The sequence below is a fragment of the Fibrobacter sp. genome (genome assembly GCF_017545445.1).
GTDB lineage: Bacteria > Fibrobacterota > Fibrobacteria > Fibrobacterales > Fibrobacteraceae > Fibrobacter.
In genome coordinates, this window is the sequence record NZ_JAFWOM010000118.1 from 36,389 (window position 1) to 54,427 (window position 18,039).

General features: G+C 47.6%; 14 protein-coding genes. 7 read left to right on the top strand and 7 right to left on the bottom strand.

Annotated features, from left to right (window positions below; all coding sequences use genetic code 11):
* Positions 1 to 169 precede the first annotated feature (169 nt).
* From IKG78_RS13060 to fabF, 3 genes are read right to left on the bottom strand one after another with little or no spacing between them, the layout of a single operon-like run.
* Positions 170 to 1,576: a sodium-dependent transporter gene (locus IKG78_RS13060; protein WP_290944183.1), complete on the bottom strand. Its 1,407-nt coding sequence runs from the start codon at positions 1,574 to 1,576 to the stop codon at positions 170 to 172.
* Between the two features lie 19 nt (positions 1,577 to 1,595).
* Positions 1,596 to 2,579: a hypothetical protein gene (locus tag IKG78_RS13065; protein WP_290944185.1), complete on the bottom strand. Its 984-nt coding sequence runs from the start codon at positions 2,577 to 2,579 to the stop codon at positions 1,596 to 1,598.
* On the bottom strand, positions 2,579 to 3,823 hold the full coding sequence (fabF, locus tag IKG78_RS13070) for a beta-ketoacyl-ACP synthase II (RefSeq protein WP_290944188.1): 1,245 nt from the start codon (positions 3,821 to 3,823) through the stop codon (positions 2,579 to 2,581). Before fabF ends, IKG78_RS13065 begins: the two co-directional genes overlap by 1 nt.
* Before the next feature lie 510 nt (positions 3,824 to 4,333).
* Between fabF and orn the strand changes: the two genes are divergently transcribed.
* The 3 genes from orn to lgt are packed head-to-tail and all read left to right on the top strand — an operon-like array spanning position 4,334 to position 7,130.
* Positions 4,334 to 4,873: an oligoribonuclease gene (orn, locus tag IKG78_RS13075; protein ID WP_290944191.1), complete on the top strand. Its 540-nt coding sequence runs from the start codon at positions 4,334 to 4,336 to the stop codon at positions 4,871 to 4,873.
* A gap of 4 nt (positions 4,874 to 4,877) precedes the next feature.
* The gene (locus IKG78_RS13080; protein ID WP_290944193.1) at positions 4,878 to 6,203 is read left to right on the top strand and encodes a penicillin-binding transpeptidase domain-containing protein; all 1,326 of its coding nucleotides are present in this window, start codon (positions 4,878 to 4,880) and stop codon (positions 6,201 to 6,203) included.
* A gap of 33 nt (positions 6,204 to 6,236) precedes the next feature.
* On the top strand, positions 6,237 to 7,130 hold the full coding sequence (gene lgt / locus IKG78_RS13085; RefSeq protein ID WP_290944195.1) for a prolipoprotein diacylglyceryl transferase: 894 nt from the start codon (positions 6,237 to 6,239) through the stop codon (positions 7,128 to 7,130).
* Between the two features lie 99 nt (positions 7,131 to 7,229).
* Here lgt and IKG78_RS13090 read toward each other — a convergent pair whose 3' ends face one another.
* Complete coding sequence (locus tag IKG78_RS13090) at positions 7,230 to 8,933, bottom strand: hypothetical protein (RefSeq protein WP_290944197.1); 1,704 nt, start codon at positions 8,931 to 8,933, stop codon at positions 7,230 to 7,232.
* Between the two features lie 133 nt (positions 8,934 to 9,066).
* On the opposite strand from IKG78_RS13090, the gene IKG78_RS13095 reads away from it, so the two are divergent.
* Together IKG78_RS13095 and IKG78_RS13100 are read left to right on the top strand one after the other, a co-directional pair.
* Positions 9,067 to 9,660 carry a TIGR01440 family protein gene (locus tag IKG78_RS13095; protein WP_290944199.1) on the top strand — a complete coding sequence of 198 codons (594 nt, stop codon included), beginning with the start codon at positions 9,067 to 9,069 and terminating at the stop codon, positions 9,658 to 9,660.
* 355 nt (positions 9,661 to 10,015) lie between these two features.
* On the top strand, positions 10,016 to 11,611 hold the full coding sequence (locus IKG78_RS13100) for a transporter substrate-binding domain-containing protein (RefSeq protein ID WP_290944201.1): 1,596 nt from the start codon (positions 10,016 to 10,018) through the stop codon (positions 11,609 to 11,611).
* A 134-nt stretch (positions 11,612 to 11,745) separates the two neighbouring features.
* Here the strand turns inward: IKG78_RS13100 and IKG78_RS13105 are convergent, their stop codons facing one another.
* On the bottom strand, positions 11,746 to 12,570 hold the full coding sequence (locus IKG78_RS13105) for a hypothetical protein (RefSeq protein ID WP_290944204.1): 825 nt from the start codon (positions 12,568 to 12,570) through the stop codon (positions 11,746 to 11,748).
* Positions 12,567 to 13,322: a YkgJ family cysteine cluster protein gene (locus IKG78_RS13110; protein ID WP_290944206.1), complete on the bottom strand. Its 756-nt coding sequence runs from the start codon at positions 13,320 to 13,322 to the stop codon at positions 12,567 to 12,569. Before IKG78_RS13110 ends, IKG78_RS13105 begins: the two co-directional genes overlap by 4 nt.
* A 167-nt stretch (positions 13,323 to 13,489) precedes the next feature.
* Here IKG78_RS13110 and IKG78_RS13115 point away from each other — a divergent pair, with 167 nt between their 5' ends.
* Together IKG78_RS13115 and IKG78_RS13120 are read left to right on the top strand one after the other, a co-directional pair.
* The gene (locus IKG78_RS13115) at positions 13,490 to 14,902 is read left to right on the top strand and encodes a hypothetical protein (protein ID WP_290944208.1); all 1,413 of its coding nucleotides are present in this window, start codon (positions 13,490 to 13,492) and stop codon (positions 14,900 to 14,902) included.
* Positions 14,899 to 16,152, top strand: coding sequence for a hypothetical protein (locus IKG78_RS13120; protein WP_290944211.1), 1,254 nt, complete (start codon positions 14,899 to 14,901; stop codon positions 16,150 to 16,152). Before IKG78_RS13115 ends, IKG78_RS13120 begins: the two co-directional genes overlap by 4 nt.
* A gap of 418 nt (positions 16,153 to 16,570) precedes the next feature.
* Here IKG78_RS13120 and IKG78_RS13125 read toward each other — a convergent pair whose 3' ends face one another.
* Positions 16,571 to 17,995: a glycoside hydrolase family 5 protein gene (locus IKG78_RS13125; RefSeq protein ID WP_290944214.1), complete on the bottom strand. Its 1,425-nt coding sequence runs from the start codon at positions 17,993 to 17,995 to the stop codon at positions 16,571 to 16,573.
* Positions 17,996 to 18,039 lie beyond the last annotated feature (44 nt).

Sequence of the window (18,039 nt, forward strand, 5' to 3'; positions counted from 1 at the left end):
ATCCGTGTGGCAAAAAAAATAAAAGATTATATCTAAGGTTAGAAGAAAGCGAAGAGGAAACGTAGCCGCGAAGAGTTCCGTGTAAGCAGGCCCCGGAACACTTCGACGTTGCCCAGTGCATCGCGAAGTCCGGGGTGACAAATGAGTACAGTATGAATCCTTGCAATCTTTATTCAAAAATCTTGTTGTACAAACTCGGAGCGAACTTTTGCAAGTAACCCAACACGAAAATCACGGAAATGATAATCGGCAGGACCCATTTGAAATAGAGGCGAAGCACCGCGTATTTCGGAAACTTCAAGCCCTTGCCTGCATCCGCTTCGGCAAAGAAATTATCCTGCCCCCAACCGTAACGGGAATTGCAGAACAGCACGAACACAAGCGAACCGAGCGGCAAAAGCGTATTCGAAACGAGAAAGTCCTCAAGGTCAAGTACGCAGCTGCCAGGACCAAACGGTTCAAAGCCGGAGAGCACGTTAAAGCCGAGTGCACACGGGAGCGACAGCAACGCAATCGCAACAAAGTTCCACTTCACCGCCTTCTTGCGTTCCACATTGCGAGCATCCATCCAATAAGCGACAATGTTTTCGAACACGGCCACAAGCGTCGAAAGAGCCGCAAAAGACATGAAGAGGAAGAACGCGGCACCGCAAATCCGGCCTGCCGGCATCTGCGCAAAAACGTTCGGCAGCGTTGCAAAAATAAGGCCTGGACCAGCATTCGGTTCAAGTCCAAACGCAAAGCAAGCAGGAATGATGATCAGCCCTGCAATCAAGGCAACGCCTGTGTCGAGCACGCAAATGTGGGCAGCTTCCGTCAAAAGCGAATGTTTCTTGTCGATATAGCTACCGAAAATGCTCATGGAGCCAATGCCGATGCTCAGCGTAAAGAACGACTGGCCAAGCGCCGCAAACACGACTTCGCCGATTCCCGCTTCCTTAAGTTTTGCGAAATCCGGTAACAAATAGAACTTGAGGCCTTCGCCCGCCCCCGGGAGCGTGAGCACGCGAATCATCAAAATGAACATGATAATCAAGAGCGCAGACATCATCATTTTCGTCACACGTTCCACGCCGCGTTGCAGCCCGAGCGCCACAATAGAAAGCCCCGCAAAAGTCGCCACCACCATCCAGAACAAAAGAAGCGGACCGTTTCCGAGCATCTTGCCGAACTCCTCCCCGACTTCTGCAGGCGACAAATTCATAAGGTCGCCCATTGTCACCATGCGGTAGAAGTAATAGAGCATCCACCCCGTCACCGTCGTGTAGAACATCATGAGGAGGTAATTGCCAGCAATCATCGGGATGCCCGCCACATGCCACTTGTACCCCGGCTTTTCGAGAGCATTGAACGAACAACCGACACCACGTCTAGATGCTCGCCCCACAGCAAATTCCATCACGAGAATTGGGAAACCAAAAATCAAGAGGAAAAAGAGGTAAATCAGCACAAATGCCGCACCGCCATACTGTCCCGTGATAAACGGGAAACGCCACACGTTGCCAAGCCCGATAGCGCAGCCAGCCGCAATCAGGATAAAGCCTAAACGGGATTTAAAGTTTTCTCTTTCTGCCATAACTTACCTCAAGTTCAAATTAGAATTTGATAGGATAGAGCAAATACCAATGGAATTCCGGATACACTTGAATCGTCGGAGCCGGGAGCTTGAAATAATTCAAAGCTTTGACAATCGTACGAGCCAAGCGGCTCTGCGGACGGAACGCTTCCAAGTCGTAATCGAGAGCCAAATAAACTTCGCGATGCGGATTTTTAGCCCCCGTAAACACCCCGTCGTCAATGCTGAGTCCCACTGCGATGGCAAGCCAGCTCGGATAATACTTGCGAGCCGCTTCCGGCAACAATCTGTAGGGCTTCACCGAAAGCCAATACGTGTGGTTCACGTAATCATCCGTAAATATGCCGTCTGACGCTTGATGATTTTGGTTGTAATAGGCGTTGGAATTAATCCAGTAACTCCATTTGAGGTCGATGTACTTGAACAAAGGCACGTAGCGTTCCGCCATCGGCAAAAATCCGCCGAGACCGCCCGACAGCACGTCAAAAATGCTAAAACCCCATGACGGGGCAAAGCCATCCTTGATATCTATCGCGATATGCGTTGAAAGCGCGGTGAGTCCAGCAAACAAGTACGATTGGAATTCACTTGCGCCAGCCCAGCGGTAACCTTCGTAAAAAATTTCGCCAATGGCGACACCGGCGGCAAAATGCCCAAGTTTGTCAAGGTTCAAAGCGTAATCAAAATCGGTTTCGAAATGGAAATCACTCCCCTTGTCTCCCCACCAGCCCTTTTTCAAGACAAACCCGTAAGCAGCACCGTAGGCGACCAGCGTAAACGAGGCCACACCGGCAAGCCGCCAAGGCTTGATTTCAGGCTGAATATCGACAGAATCTTCACTGCGGTAATCCCAGGTGGAATCGCGCCACGTGAGCGGATCCCCCGGAGACGACAAAGCTGCCGCCGGGAATACCAGCGACAGCATAAGCAAAAACGCACAAATTTTAGCGTCTAATTTACGAGAAGCGAAAAAGCCAATAGCAGAACTGTTGGCCTTACGCATTAATTCCTCGCAAAAATGATAACTCCATTTTGGCCTCCAAAGCCAAAGCCGTTGCTCATAGCGTAGTCAATCTTCTGGTTCACTGCACCATTTGCGCAAACGTCAAGGTGAATAGCCGGATCCTGCTCGAACACGTTGAGAGTCCCATGAACCTTCTGTTCCATCACAGACATGATCGTCACAACGGATTCAAGCGCACCTGCGGCACCCAAGCAGTGTCCAATCATCGACTTGGACGAATTGACCTTAAGGTTTTCGAGAGCCGATGCAGAGTTCTGCTTGAAGAGCGTTTCGATGGCAGAGCATTCAGCAATGTCACCGAGCGGTGTCGAAGTTCCGTGCGTATTAATATAGCTAATATCCTTGGGTTCAATACCGGCTTCCTTCATGGCGTTGGTCATCGCAAGCATCACGCCCTTGCCGTCCGGACGCGGAGCGGAAATGTGGTAAGCGTCGGAGCTTGCACCGACACCGGCGATACGGGCGAGAATCTTTGCACCGCGGGCCTTGGCATGAGATTCGCTTTCGAGAACGAGAACAGCGGCACCTTCACCGATTACGAAACCGTCGCGGTCCTTGTCGAACGGACGGGAAGCGGTTTCCGGGGAATCGTTGCGCTTGCTCACAGCCTTCATGCTGGTAAAGCCAGCGAGGCTGAGCGGGTTCACCGTTTCGTCGGCACCACCGGCGAGCATCACGTCGCAGCGGCCAAGACGGATCAAGTCGTAAGCGTTCGCGATGGAATGGTTCGAAGTTGCACAAGCGGAAGTCACCGTGTAAGACGGACCCATCCACCCGATGCGGTTGCAAACTTCGCCCGCCGGCATATTCACGATAGCCATCGGAATATAGAACGGAGAAACGCGGGACGGGCCACGAGTGCTGAGAGCCACAGCAGCTTCATAGCAGTGCAGAAGACCACCGATACTGCTACCGATGATAGCGCCACAACGTTCGGGATTTTCGTTTTCCGGAGCAATGCCTGCCTGACGCAATGCCTGCAAAGACGAATAGACTGCATACTGGATGCAGCGCGAGAACCTGGACTGGTCTCTCGGGCTGTAAATACCCGTAGCGTCGAACTCGCGAATTTCACTTGCAATGCGAGATGTGTAGGCCGAAGCGTCGAAACGCTGGATGGTAGCGATGCCAGACTTGCCCTGGAGCAAGTTCTGCCACAATAATTCGGGGGAGTTTCCTAAAGAGGAAACGCAGCCCATACCTGTAATAACAACATTTTCCATAGTGCGGCAAATATAGCAAAAAAAGTTGTAACATTTTCGTAAGAGACGAAAGAAAAAGACAATTTGTAATAAAAATATGTTATTTAAGAAATATTTATGTAATAAAACAGATTCGGAAGCATATATATAGACGAAAGACGAGAGGTTAGTGGTTAGTGGTTAGTGGTTAGTGGTTAGTAGACAGTAGGCGGTAAGAAGTGACGCGAACGCGTCATCCTCGACCGTCAGGGAGGGGATCCAGTGACTGTTTATGGTTTGTAGGAAGTAGGAGGTAGAAAGTAGGAAGTGGAACGTCAGTAGCGTCATCCTGACGACCGAAGGGAGGAAGGATCCAGTCAATTTTTCAATTTTGCATTACAAGAATTCACAGGTTCCTTCACAGTCGTTCAGAATGACGTTCCTACCCCCTAACCCCTATAACCTAAAACCTAATCCCTACCACCAAAAATCAACCAACAACAGACATCTAATGACCATAGACTCCCTACTAAAAAACTATCTTTCGCCCGTATGCCAAAAAGTTCACGAAATTTAGTCTGGATGGACCTGGAAATGTCCGGTCTCGATCCCGAAAAAGATGTCATTCTCGAAATAGCGACCATTGTTACCGACCTCAACTTGAATATTCTCGCCGAAGGTCCAGTCATCGCCATCCACCAGCCCGAAAACGTTTTCGAAAGCATGGACGAATGGAACACAAAACACCACAACCAAAGCGGTCTCGTGGATAGGTGCCGCCGTTCGCAGTATTCCCTCAAGGACGCCGAACTTGAAACGCTCCGGTTCATCAAGCCTTTTACAGAAAAAGGCAAGAACGTCCTTTGCGGAAACTCCATCACGCAAGACCGTCGTTTTTTATACAAGTACATGCCCGTTATTTCCGAATGGCTTTGTTACCGAAACGTTGACGTGAGTTCCATCAAGGAATTGACATTCCGCTGGTATCCACAATTCGAAGAGTTCCAGAAAGAAAAAAGACACGAGGCCTTGAACGATATTCGCGAAAGCATCGCCGAACTCGCCTATTACAGAAAGACATTCTTCAAGTAATTCTATGCAAAGACTCCCCTACGCTCAAAGAATGCGTAACCGCTGCATCGCGATTACCGTTCTTGTCACTCTAATCGTTGCTATCGTCCACTGTTCCACAACAGAAGATATCCAAGATTCCGCCGAAGCGCTTATCCAAACGCAAATTCAGGATTCCACGACAATAGAGGATTCAACATCGATTGCAAGCAGCGATACATCCATTTTCGATGACACCACCGTCATTGCAAATCCAAACGGGCTTGCCCGACTTACAGGAATCGAAGACGAAAATTTCGCATCAGACAGCTCGTACAAAGATACCGATGTGAAAGGACGCGACACCACGCATATCAAGTCGCAAAAAAATGCCTATCTCGCCGACAAAATCGACATACTCCTCCGCCGCTACCATCCTGACTTAGGCATCATCCTCGTCGTCGATACCAAGACAAACGAAATTATAGCTTGGGGAGAACGCCGCGATGGAAAAGTTCAAAACAAGCCTGACTGGATTGGGCGCGCCACCTTCCCCGCAGCATCGCTCGCAAAGTTCGTGACGATTTCAGCCGCCATGGAAAGCAACCGCTATTCGCTCAACACACCCATACCGATGATTGGCCGCCACCACACGCTTTATTTGCGACAGCTGAAAGTCCCTGAAAAGTACAACGGCCCCACGATGGAACTTTCCGAAGCGTTCGCCCGCTCCGCAAATCCGCCCATGGCCATTGTCGGAAAAAGTCTCGGTGCTAAACGCCTCTCCACGGCAGCCGCAAAACTGGGCTACAACAGACGATTCCCGGGGAACGTTCCCAACACCTCCAACTACACGGCCCCCGACACAGGATACGGCCTTGCCGAAGTTTCTTGCGGATTCACGACTTCGACAACGCTTACGCCGCTCCTCGCCGCAGCACAGGTTCGAGCCATCCTCGCCAAAAAGCCGCTCGAAATTCCCTGGGCACGCGACATGGTTCCATTTGCACCGCAAAAACGAGTCGCTCTAGACATCGGAAAATTCAGCGAAAATACGTACTACGGACTGCGAGAAGCGATGCTCCGCTCCGTGACGCAAGGCACCGCCAGCAAGCACATGTCCATGAAGAATATGGCCCGCAAGAACTTCGAAGCACTCCGCCTTGGCGGCAAGACAGGTTCGCTCGACGGCAACGACCCCGCCGGACGCTACGACTGGTTCATGGGATTTGCAGAAGCAAAGAACGATCCAAGCAAGTCCATTGTCGTCATCGTGATGCAGATGCACAAAGAATTTCGTTCGCAACCGGCAACGCAGGTCGCAGCAATGGTCATCAATTATTGGGCGCACCAGAACCTCGAAAAAAAATAATTTAGATTTGAACACAAAAGAAGAAGGCATTTTATGGAATTATCTTGGTGGAACTTAATACCGACTTATTTTGACGGAACAGCATTCAATTTGGGCAGTTTTCCTGTACGCTGGTACGGCATCATGTACATTTTTGCATTCGTGACCGCATACCTCACCATGTGGAAAATCAGCCAAAAAGAAAAGTTAGGCTACACCAAGGAACAGCTAGACAACCTCTTTACTTGGATTATCGCAGGAATCTTGATCGGGGCACGTCTCGGCTACGTATTCTTCTACAAAGCCAGTTACTACCTCTCGAATCCGATGGAAATCATCTTCCCGATGGCACACGACGATTTGGGCTACCACTTTGTCGGTATTTCGGGAATGTCTTACCACGGCGGTCTCATTCTTTCCATTGTTTTCTGCTACATCGGCGCTAAAAGAAACAAGCTCGATGTATGGAAAACGTTCAACCTCGCCATGCTTGCAGCCCCGCTTGCCTATACCTGGGGGCGCTGGGGCAACTTCATCAACGGTGAACTCTTTGGCGAAGTGACGACAAGTTCTATCGGCATGTTCTTCCCGCTCGCTCACGACAGTACGCTTGCCAATCCAGTGCTCCACCACCCGAGCCAGTTGTACGAAATGTTATTCGAAGGAATTATCTTGTTCATCGTTCTTTACAACCTCCGTAAAATTCCAAAGCTCCACGACAAGATGCCTTGTCTCTACTTGATGGGCTACGGTCTGTTCCGCTTTTTCATCGAATTTTTCCGCAAGCCGGATGCACACCTCGGACGAGTCGATCTTTTCGGCATGAGCCGCGGACAAACGCTCTGCACGCTGATGTTCGTTGCAGGCCTTGCCTGGATGGTGTATTTATTTTATAAAGAAAAAAAAAGAAATAAAGCAAGAGATTTAAGGTTAGAACCGTCATCCTGAACGATAGTGAAGGATCCAGTAAAAATTAAACAGAGATTAGGTTTTATAAGGCGGTTACGCCGCAACTATCCCCCTAACCTACAACCTAACACCTATTTCCTAATACCCTTTGAACAAGTTTTCCCAAAGATTCTTTTCTTCTTCGAATTTTTGAGCAAACTGCTTGCTCACGTGCTTATAAACGGTCTTGATATTTTCTGCAAGTTCGTCTGTCACATATTTTTCGACATGATGCGTCTCGGTGTCCGTGCCTTCGTTCATGAGCTTGGACCATTGGCTTTCCTGGTTTTTGCTACCAAGCGTCGATGAAAGCGTTGAATCTTCGTAGCATTTGTTGTTCACGTAAATTCGCCAAACCGATTGCGGAACTTTTTCGAGAATGTTTTTCAAGAACGGCTCTGCGTTTGTCGAATATCCGTAAGAGTTTCCGATCAAGCAAATAAGCGGCACGTTGATAATGCGCTCCACATTCACGCGGCTCCACGATTCTTCGGTCATGTCAAATGTGGCGTTGTACAAATCTTCCGCAGGCTTCGGCTCGTTGTAGAAGTTGTCAATGCCGAGATGGGCATCCCACAGACGGTCAAGAGCATCCGCCAAAATGGAGGTCGCATCACTGAGAACAACATTTTCTGTAGCCGCAGTTTCTGGAATTGCGGCAAACGAAGACGTTTTTCTACTAGACGGTTCGTTATTAGAATTATCCGCCTTGCCAATAGAATCCCCAACATCATCGTCCTTGTCCATAACCGTTGAATCAAACGACGAAGAAACACGGAACTTGTAGTAAAAACGGATATTCCCTTCCTGAGACTGGAAGTAAAGAGCCTTATAGAGTTCGTTGTCTTTGAACAAATTCGCAAGAGCTCTATACGCACGATGTCTAGCACCGCCAGACGTAAACTTACCACGGTGAATGGCGACAAAACAATGGAACGCACGCACACATCCGTTGGTATCAATCACGGTAATGCCATCGTAATTGAGCATCGACATAAACATCTTGCGGATAAAGTTTTGTTCGTACAAATCGCGGTACGACTGCACATCGAGCATGGAATCAGGCTTTATCTGCATTTCCTTGAAATCGTCAAAGACAATCTTTCCGCCGTCAAAGTTTTCATCCGCATTGCCATCCCATGCAGGATCGACAAAAAGGCAAATCGTGCCATGAACTTCCCTCTTGATTTGCGAGAAAAGCCCCGCCCAAAATCCCTTCGGGTACGACTCCAAATTGTTATCCGTCAGGTCATCTGCAAATTCGTTTTCGTCAAGGTCAAAACGAATAAGCAAATGGTCGCTCACTCCGGCAGGCGTATGCGAGTTGATACAAATTTTGGAACGGTTCACGCATTCAATCAGCAAAAAACCTTTTTCCAAAAGAGCACGTTCAGTCTCCCCCGCATTGCCAATATCCGACTGGAACACCCCCACCAGAATGCAAGGTTCCGATTTTTCACGGGCAGGCATCTGCTGGATAATCAAATCACAACCGCTTTTGCAGAAATGAATAACGTCTTTTAAGCACGCCTTGACGCGTTCCTTGAACAAGTTTTCCAGAGCATCCCCCGAGAACTTGTAGATGCGGCGGTTCCAGCCCATCGGTGTGTTCCCGGAACCCATAATAATTCTAAACGTAAAGTGATCATTTTCTTCTTGATAGTGCGGAACGCTAGGCAGCATTTCTATAATGGCATCAATGACAGCCTCCTTCATTTCAGGAAGCTTCCGTAAAAAGAAATCCTTAATTTTCTTTCTATCAAGCCCAATCACATTGGGTTCATTTTGCAAATTATCACTCATGAAATATCCACTCACTTAATAATCAATAACTTATCAACCATCAATATACATATTTTTTTCTTAATTTCTACAGCACGTTTTCTAAGAGACAAAAAAATTTATCTTTTACGCAAACTTTAACAGGAGCATACCTATGGCAGGCATTACTTACGAAGTTGACGACAAGAACGTTGTCGAAAAAATCAAGTCAGACGCCGCCAACGCTGCAGCAGAACTCGTCGATGCGGCTCACCTCAAGAAAGGCGACATTGTCGTCATCGGTTGCAGCACCAGCGAAACATTGGGCAACCAAGTCGGCAGCCACTCCGTTCCCGAAGTCGGGAAAGCGATTTACGAAGGCCTCCAAAGCATTTTCGGAGCAAAAGGCATCTACATCGCAGCACAATGCTGTGAACATTTGAACAGGGCTATCATCATCGAGCACGAAGCCGTCCCGAATGCAGAAATCGTGAACGTCGTGCCGCAGCCCAAAGCAGGCGGATCTTTTGCGACGGCCTGTTACGCCGCCTTTAAAGCCCCCGTCGCCCTCGAGCACATCAAGGCAAACGCAGGCATTGATATCGGAGGCACGCTCATCGGCATGCACCTCCGCGAAGTCGCCGTCCCCGTTCGCCTGAAGCAAAACCGCATTGGCATGGCCATCGTCATTGCGGCACGTACCCGTCCCAAGTTCATCGGAGGCGAACGCGCCCACTACGACGAATCGCTGAAAGAAGGGTATGTCTGAGACAAAAGAACGGCCCTGCGGGCCTACAGACGAAAGACGAGAGATGGGGTGTGGGGTCGGAGCTTACGCCCCTTTGGAGGATGAGGCTTGGGCGTAATGCAATAAGAAATGCTAGTGGTTGGTGGTTAGTGATTGGAAGTGGGAAAGAAGCGTCATCCTGGAGGGAGCTTCGCGACCGATAGGATCCAGTTACAATTCATCTTTGACCTTAGATTTCTAACCTCTACATTTAATTGTAAAACTCTAAATGTGGACATTTTTTCAATTGAAAAAAAATCTATTGCATAATTTTTCGATTTATTTTTCTTACATTTGTAAAAGTATGTCAAAATGTTCCTTTTTATCGCTTGTTTTTATGGGTATCCTGGTCGCCTGTTTTTGCGGCTGCAAAGAACAATCCAAGGAACCATTGACTTCCGTTTTTCAGGCAAACTCGCCCCGATACACTATTGGCGTTGAAGATTTTTCCACTGTAGGGAAATCCGTAGCTAGGGTTCTTCCCAAAGCACAAATCAAGAAATATCCCGATCTAGTCGCAGCCTATTTTGCACTTCAAATGGGCGATATCGACGCCATTGCCTACAACGAAAACATCCTTTCGCATACGTTTGACAGTACAAGCGGGCTTCAAGTTATACATGAAGATGCAGGAATCTCCGAAGAACTAGTCATCGGCATGAACCGTCATAGCCCGATTCCCAACCTCAAGGGCATTATCAATGCTATTATCGACAGTTTGAATGCTGCAGGAACATTACTAGAACTCCATCAGCATTGGAGCGAAAAAAAGAACCCGCTCATCGAAGATAATGAGATTGAATCGGCGAACATATTGAGAATAGCCACATCTGCCGACGTACCTCCATTTTCGTTTATAGAAAACAATAAAATTATCGGACTTGACATTGACTTGGTCAGACTTCTGAAAAAACGGCTGAACATTAAAACGGAAATCGTTCGGACAGAACGAGACAAGCTAATCGAGGCCCTCAAGAGCAACAAAGCCGATCTCATTATTTCGGCGTTTGGCAAAACAGACTGCATCGAAAACGATATAGATTTTTCAAAACCTTACCACATCGGGAAAATAGCATTCGCCGTACGCCAGAACAACTCTAGTGCAAACCATAAAAAAAACATTTCCCAAACAAACAAATTTGAACAACAAAAACAGCAAGACATATATTCATTGAACGATTTGTCCGGGAAATACATTGGCGTTCAAACAGGAACCACGCTTGACGAACAAGTGCATCAAATCATTAAACTTCCACGAGTTCAGTATTTTTCGAACATCGTCGAAATGACCAAATCTTTGGAACAAAGAAAAATTGACGCCGCAGCCATGGACTTGACCGTAGCAGAAACAATTCTTATGCACCACTCCGATTTCAGCATTTTGGAAGAACGACTGAACAAGGACGAATTCGGCATCGCCATGAGAAAGAGAAGTCCGCTCAAACCCATCATTGATTCTTGTATCACTATTTTACAGATAAACGGCGAAATTCAAAAAATTAAGGAAAAATGGTTAAAAAGCAAAGTCGTCGTCAAAGCGATACCGCAGGATTGGGAAGCGACCGACACACTCATCGTTGGCACTGAAGCACTTTACGCACCCTACGAATTTTATCAAGGCGGTGAATTGGCGGGCATTGACGTCGATATCATGCTTTCTATAGCCAAGATGCTGAACAAGCACATCAAATTCGCTGACATGAACTTCGATGTTCTGATTCCGTCCCTCGTGAACGAAAAGACCGACCTCTGCATTGCGGCAATGAGCATTACTGAAGAACGCAACAACTTGATTGATTTTTCCACGCCCTACGATAGAAACGAATCGGTCGTCGTTGTTCGAACTCCGAAAAGTCCAACACCTGGGAAAATCAAGGACACCATCAATTTTTTCTCTAAACTTTTCCAGAACATCCGCAATTGGTTTAATTGAGATTAGTGGTTGGTGGTTAGTGGTTAGTGGTTAGTAATTAGGGTTGTCATCCTGAGGCAAAGCCGAAGGATCTAGTTACAGTTCTAGTAAACAGAAGTCAGAGATTAATGGCTAGAGGTTAGTTTTCCTAACACCTAAATGTCCTTATGATGCCGCATGGCGCGGATATTTCGCGGCAACACTTCTTTATGCCACTTGATCCATTCATCGTAGTAGATGTAGCGTCTTTCACGCTGGCGGAACTCTCGACCATGAACGACTCGACGTCCGTCGTGAACTTCAACCGGAATCACGATATGCAGGCATTCATGATAAACAACCCCGGCAACAGCATACAAAGGACAATTTGCTGCATCGTAGCCGCGACTAATGCTAATCAAGTGAAAATTTTCGCCCGTTACCGGATCTTTGCGGATTGAATGGAAACTGAGGCCTCCTACGCGATTGCTCCACGTAATTCGGCAAGTGAGAGTCCCGCCAAAATACGTATCATTGATAGCCGCGAGCACATCCGTTAAGTTATGATGCACACCTCGAGGCCGGATCGGAGGCAAGCGCCCCTTGCTTGCGAGCGGAGTTTCACCTTTGTCTGTAAAAATTTGGTCAACGGTCTGCCAAAAACGGTTCACCAAGTCCTTTACTATAGCCTTGTTCTTTTGAGTTTTGCGACGGATCGCATGTTCAGCCCATTCCGCAGCAAGCTCTCGGGCGTTAGCAAATTCAGGAGCTTTCATGTACGCAGGCAACAGCACTTCCGGATGCCCGAACAAGACGCCCCCTTTGCAGCGGATGCTCTTTTTCATCAATGGGCTGTACTTGAAATGAACAAGACCGTTGGCAGAACAATCCGGCGAGGGCATTTTAACTTCAGGAACATTCTCTTTCTGTATAAAACCGAACAAGTCCATCTGCCCATCGGGTGGTATCGGTTGAACCTCGTTTACATCAAACAGATTCATTCCCCAAGCACTCCTTCATAGCCGTTCAAGGCCAACAGACCGCCAAAAAAGCTTTCAGGCAAATCAAGTGCGGAATAATGCTCCGAAATTCCATAAACCGCATCTTCAACAACATCTGGCATATAAACGATATAGCTATCGTTCATTTCAGTCTGTAGCATCTCCGGAGTGCAGAATTTCGGATCAGTCTCGCTAAAGTACATGCGGCACGATACCGTCCGCAACGGATAGATTGTACAATCGCCTACGGCATTCGAGAACGGGCACGAATGCCACCACGAGAAGTAATCGTGAAGAGCCCCGTCTTCGGCTTCATCCTCGGATAGTCCAACAGCTTTACGTGCTTCAAAAAATGATTCAAACTTGTCCGAACGCATCTGGCATGCTTCCATCAAGGACAAGAGGTCGTCCCTTTTGCGAAGTTCGCTATACATGGAAATCAGTTCGAACGGCTCGACAGACATCGGGTAATGGTGACAGCAATTTCCGCAGGCAGGTCTGCACTGGATGGGGTGCGGTTGTTGCACAAGCACCGCTTTTAAGTACTGATCGTACGCCGCATGATAAGACTTCGTAAACGCGAGTATTTGGGGCAATTGTTCCCGCAGATTGTCCGATGCAATGGCAAAATCTCGACCTAAATCAGCTGCAATTCGGTCAAGACGATCCCTTTCGTTCCTGAGCAAAGAAGAAAGGCGCATCTCTGCTATGCGGTAAGATTTAGTCGGAAAATACTCTTTATACGCTTCCATTGAGCGCAAATATATTTTTTTAACAGAAAAACGTAAAAAAAGACACCAAAAAAAGATAAAATATGCATTTTAAAGGTAAAATATGCAATTTTAAAGGATAAAAGTGCACTATTTGTAATAATGATATTATTTTTTTATACTGAGTATTCGTTTTCAGGACTAGTAAAATGAGTAAAAAAACATATCGCAAATGGATGTGGTCTCTCGCAATGGCATTGTCCTTAAGCATTGCCGGTTGCAACCTGTTCCACCCGACAGACAGCCGCGACGCCGAAAGCGATGACCCAGACGCTCTCACGCTCGATGGTTATCTTGAAATTCAAAATTCGAATTTCGATTCTGCACGCCGCTTTTTCAACAGGGCTCTTGAAGCTGACTCGGGACATTCCGAAGCATGGATCGGGCTTGCCAAATGCGTTCTGAGTACACGTGAAGGGCTGAATGCGTTTGAGCTCGTTTCCTACACCCAGACCAAAGAAGACGAAAACGGCAAAAACACGAACGAACTCCTCAGTATGTCAGACGAGAAAGCGGCAATCATTTCTGATGGAATCGATTCGGTCATGCATTACTTGGATATGTTCATTGTCCGAGATACAACGGACAGAACAGACAAAAAAATCCGCTTTAACGACATCGCCGACAGCTACACCATTTTACAGCTTACCAAAGCCGCCCTCCGCATCCGATCCGTACAGACCCAACTGGCTTCTGTTGTTTCTACGGACAATTCCGGCATGATGATGAACCTCACTACGTTGACCGATCTCGGTGATAGCCTCAAACCATTCCTAAAGGAATTGGCATCTGCAGCCGAAGCAATCAAGGCATCGCCGGAAGCCACATCAGAAATCATCAAGGCAGTACTGCCAGACTCCACACGTCAGTATATCAATGAAGATGACTACGCTAATGTCACAGTCGGACTGGCAAACACGGTCATCCAGCTGAACGATAGAGCTCAAACAACTTCTAATGACCGCTATGACGTATTCTTCAAATTCGCAAACATCATGGACGATGATGGAGACGGATGTGTCGATGAAGAAATTCTCGATAACTACGATAATGACGGCGATGGAGAAATAGATGAAGACGTGCGTGACAACCGCGTTATCGTTCTTGTAAAGAATACCCCAGTGATTAAGGATGACGAAAACAAGAGCGTCAAATTCAACGAAAGCGATAACAAAATATACGATCTTTCTAAATCGCAAGTGGATTCGCTCAATATCATCGAAAAATACGAAAACATCGATATAGACTTGAACGGCAAGTCCGGGAGCGAAGATCCCGATGAATGGCAATATGTCATTCGTGACCCTGATGATCGTGACAGCGAGGACAACCACCGGCTCAAGTTCGCTCAAGAAATCAAATTCAAATACGCCGTTGATTTTAAATACAACGGAAATGACCTCAATAAATTAATTGAAGCCAAGGAAAAAATCCGCAAAGATACCGATATCAACAACATCAAGTACAATCTGAAAAAACGCCAAGAAATGGTTGGCGGCTGCTGGAACAATTACACCGAAGAAGATTTCAAGCAATGGTTTCAATGGAGGAATGCAGAATGAATAAATTAACTCTACTCACAGTTCTTGCATTATCCGTAGGCTTTGTTTTTGCAAAATCCCCACGCCACGTTTCGCTCCGTGCGGAATCCATGGGTGGTGCACATGTCGCCGTCGTCGATGACAAAGAAGCTTTACATTTCAACTACGCCGGTTTAAGCCAAATCAACAGGCTCGGTAATTACGATTACCGCCCAGAACAGGGCTACTATCCTCGAAACTGGATAGGCGATATGCGCCTTACGATTGGTGGAGCCGGAGAATTCAGCAAATTTCTTTCGGCATACAGCGACGTGAACGACGTGCAGGACATGTTCAAGAAAGCGCAAGAAGATGCAGATATCGCACAAACTAGCAGAACAAGCGCTATACTTGATTCACTTGTCAAGAATCCTAAATACATCAAGATTCTCAATTCGCATGACCACAAGACTTTGGAGATGAGATTGAAAATCGATGCAGAAATGGCGTTCCACAATTTTGGAGCAGCGTTCTGGATGAACGGAAGTGTAGCCCCTTATATAGATGGAGGCTTGATCCTCCCCTATTTCGTTGTCGATACGTTCTACATTGATGCAATGGCTCAAATCGGTGGCGCATACGAAATCATGCAAAACAAGCTCTCCGTAGGCCTTGGTGCAAAAATCGTAAAGCGTCACAAAACCGAAATGATTACGCTTGGTATTGCAAATTACAAGACGATTGTCGATTCTTTGGAACAGCAAGTCGATAACGCAACGGACGATTTCTTTGATTCCAAGACATTCTCATTCGGCTTGGATTTGGGCGTTCTTTACCAGTACAACCGCGAAATTCGTTTCGGCGCATCGCTTCGGGATATTTACTTCAAATCACTTGCAGGCGAAACACTTATTCCGAACTTTACAATTGGTGCAAACTATAGTCCGAAATTCATGAACAGCAACACGGGATTTGGGCGCAAATTCAACGTAGCTGTAGATTTTGCGGACATGTTCAATGCGGATAGGAACTACAAGTTCATGAGCCATCTCAACTTTGGTTTCGAAATTGAACAGACGCTTTTTGCTATTCCTGGACTCAACAACGAAATCCGCTTTATTTCACTACGACTTGCAGGTGGTTTCAGAGGCGGCTACCCCTCCGCAGGTATCGGCGTTGAAGTGCTTCGTTTCTTCTCGTTCGAAGCTGCTACGTGGGGTGAAGAACGCGGCTACTACACCGGCCAAGACGAGAACAGAATCTACATGGTGCAAGCCAGCATAGGATTCTAGTGGTCGCGGCAAAGCCGCAGTAGGCAGTAGGACAAATGCGTAAGCCGAGCGTCGCGGCCAAGCTTGCTTGGACATGACCGAGGCTAGCATTTAACGCCTTTGGCGTTCGTGGCTGCGGTTATGCCATATCTGAATACAAATATTCAGCTGCGTCATAACCTTGCACACTTTTGGCACATGAACGAAGTGAAAGTGCAAGTAGGAAGGAAGTCCGTCATCCTGAGGGGTTTCCCCGAAGGATCCAATTACGGTTCTAAAGATTAGAGGCTAGAGGATAATAATAGAAGCTGTTTCAGCGAGGTGTAATGCCCTCAAGACACTCATCCTGGAGGGAGCGAAAGCGACTGACGGGATCCAGTAATTTTTTAAAAGTCCCGACTTCTGTCGGGACATTTTACTTTTTCTTATAACATAAAACCTATTTTTTCACTTTCACAACATGCGCTTGCGGGTTCTGCTTGCCAAGCAAATCGTACGTGCGAGAGGTACGCAAGTTGCGGGACTGCGCCGGGCGATCGTGCTTGAAAATGGAAATCGTACCATCGTCGGTCTTGAAATTGTCAACATGCGTAATGCCGTTGTTCACGTAATCGTCAAGGCCGTACGCATGACGCATGATGTTCAGGACGTCCTTGTCAAACACGGAACCGTCAGGTTCTGTCTGGCGACGGATAATAGTCATGTTGTTTTCGCCTTCGTGACCCGTATCCCAAGCGATAGGCACCACCTTGTTTTGTTTTGCAAGTTTCATCACGGCATCGTAATAAGCGAGGCGGCCCTTGCGGTGTTTCGCATAATTGTCGCCGGTCAACACCCCCACGCGGTCATTCGCACCGAACTCGCCGATAATCACAGGCACACCCTTATCGACAAAGTTCGTTTTCATCTTGCCGAACTGGTCCTGAATCTGGGAACTCGTGCACTTGTCGCCCATGGCACCTGCCCAAGCGTTGTAGCCGCAGTTATGCACGATATCCGCACCTGTCGCAAGGTCGTCGCCCCAGTAGTACTGCGGGTAAACCTGCGCTCCCCAATCGACCACATCGTTCAAGAGTGTGTATGTATAAGGGTCATAGAAATGTACTTCGACCATCAAGCGATTCGCAATTACGTCCTTCGGGAGCTTGCTTACCGGCATCACTTCGGAGCTGCGGTCAATGCTTGTCGATGGCCCCTGAATCACGAGCGTACGGCTTGCGTTATTGCCACCCGTCGCACGCACGGCATCCACGAACGTCTGGTGATACGTCATCAGGATTTCAGTTTCGTGCTTGTAATTTGCGTCAGTTGTGGCAGGCTCGTTAGCGCTTGCGAAAAGCAAATTTTCATTATAGTCCTTAAAATGCGTCGCGATTTGCGTCCAGAAATCCTTCTGGCGGGCGTTCACCTTGTCCTTTTCCTGGTCGTTCAGGTTGCCTTCGAGCCAACCGTTATCCCAATGGATGTTCAGAATCGTTACAAGCCCTGCACGCATGCAGTAATCCACGACCGTCTGCACCGAATCCATCCAGCTTGAAGCAATCTCGTTCGGGCCACCGCCCGGAACAATATCCGCCCTGCTAGAATCACGCGACAAAGCGTTTGAATGGCTGTACCACGCGCACGGAATGCGGATCGTGCTAAAGCCCGCCGCCTTGACCGAATCAATGTACGCTTCGGTCGGGAACTTGTTGCCCCACCACGTCGGATTCTGGGGAACTTCCATCGTGTTCCCGATATTTATGCCAAAGCCCATCTTGGCAAACATTTCGTTCGCCGTCGGCAAATCTGCCGCGAAGGAATTTGACGCCAATGCAAAAGAGAACGCGCTGCAAAGAGCAGCAACGCGAATGTGCTGTTTCATAGTTAATCCTTTGGTTCTAAGCCATTCGCGTTTATTCCCCAAAC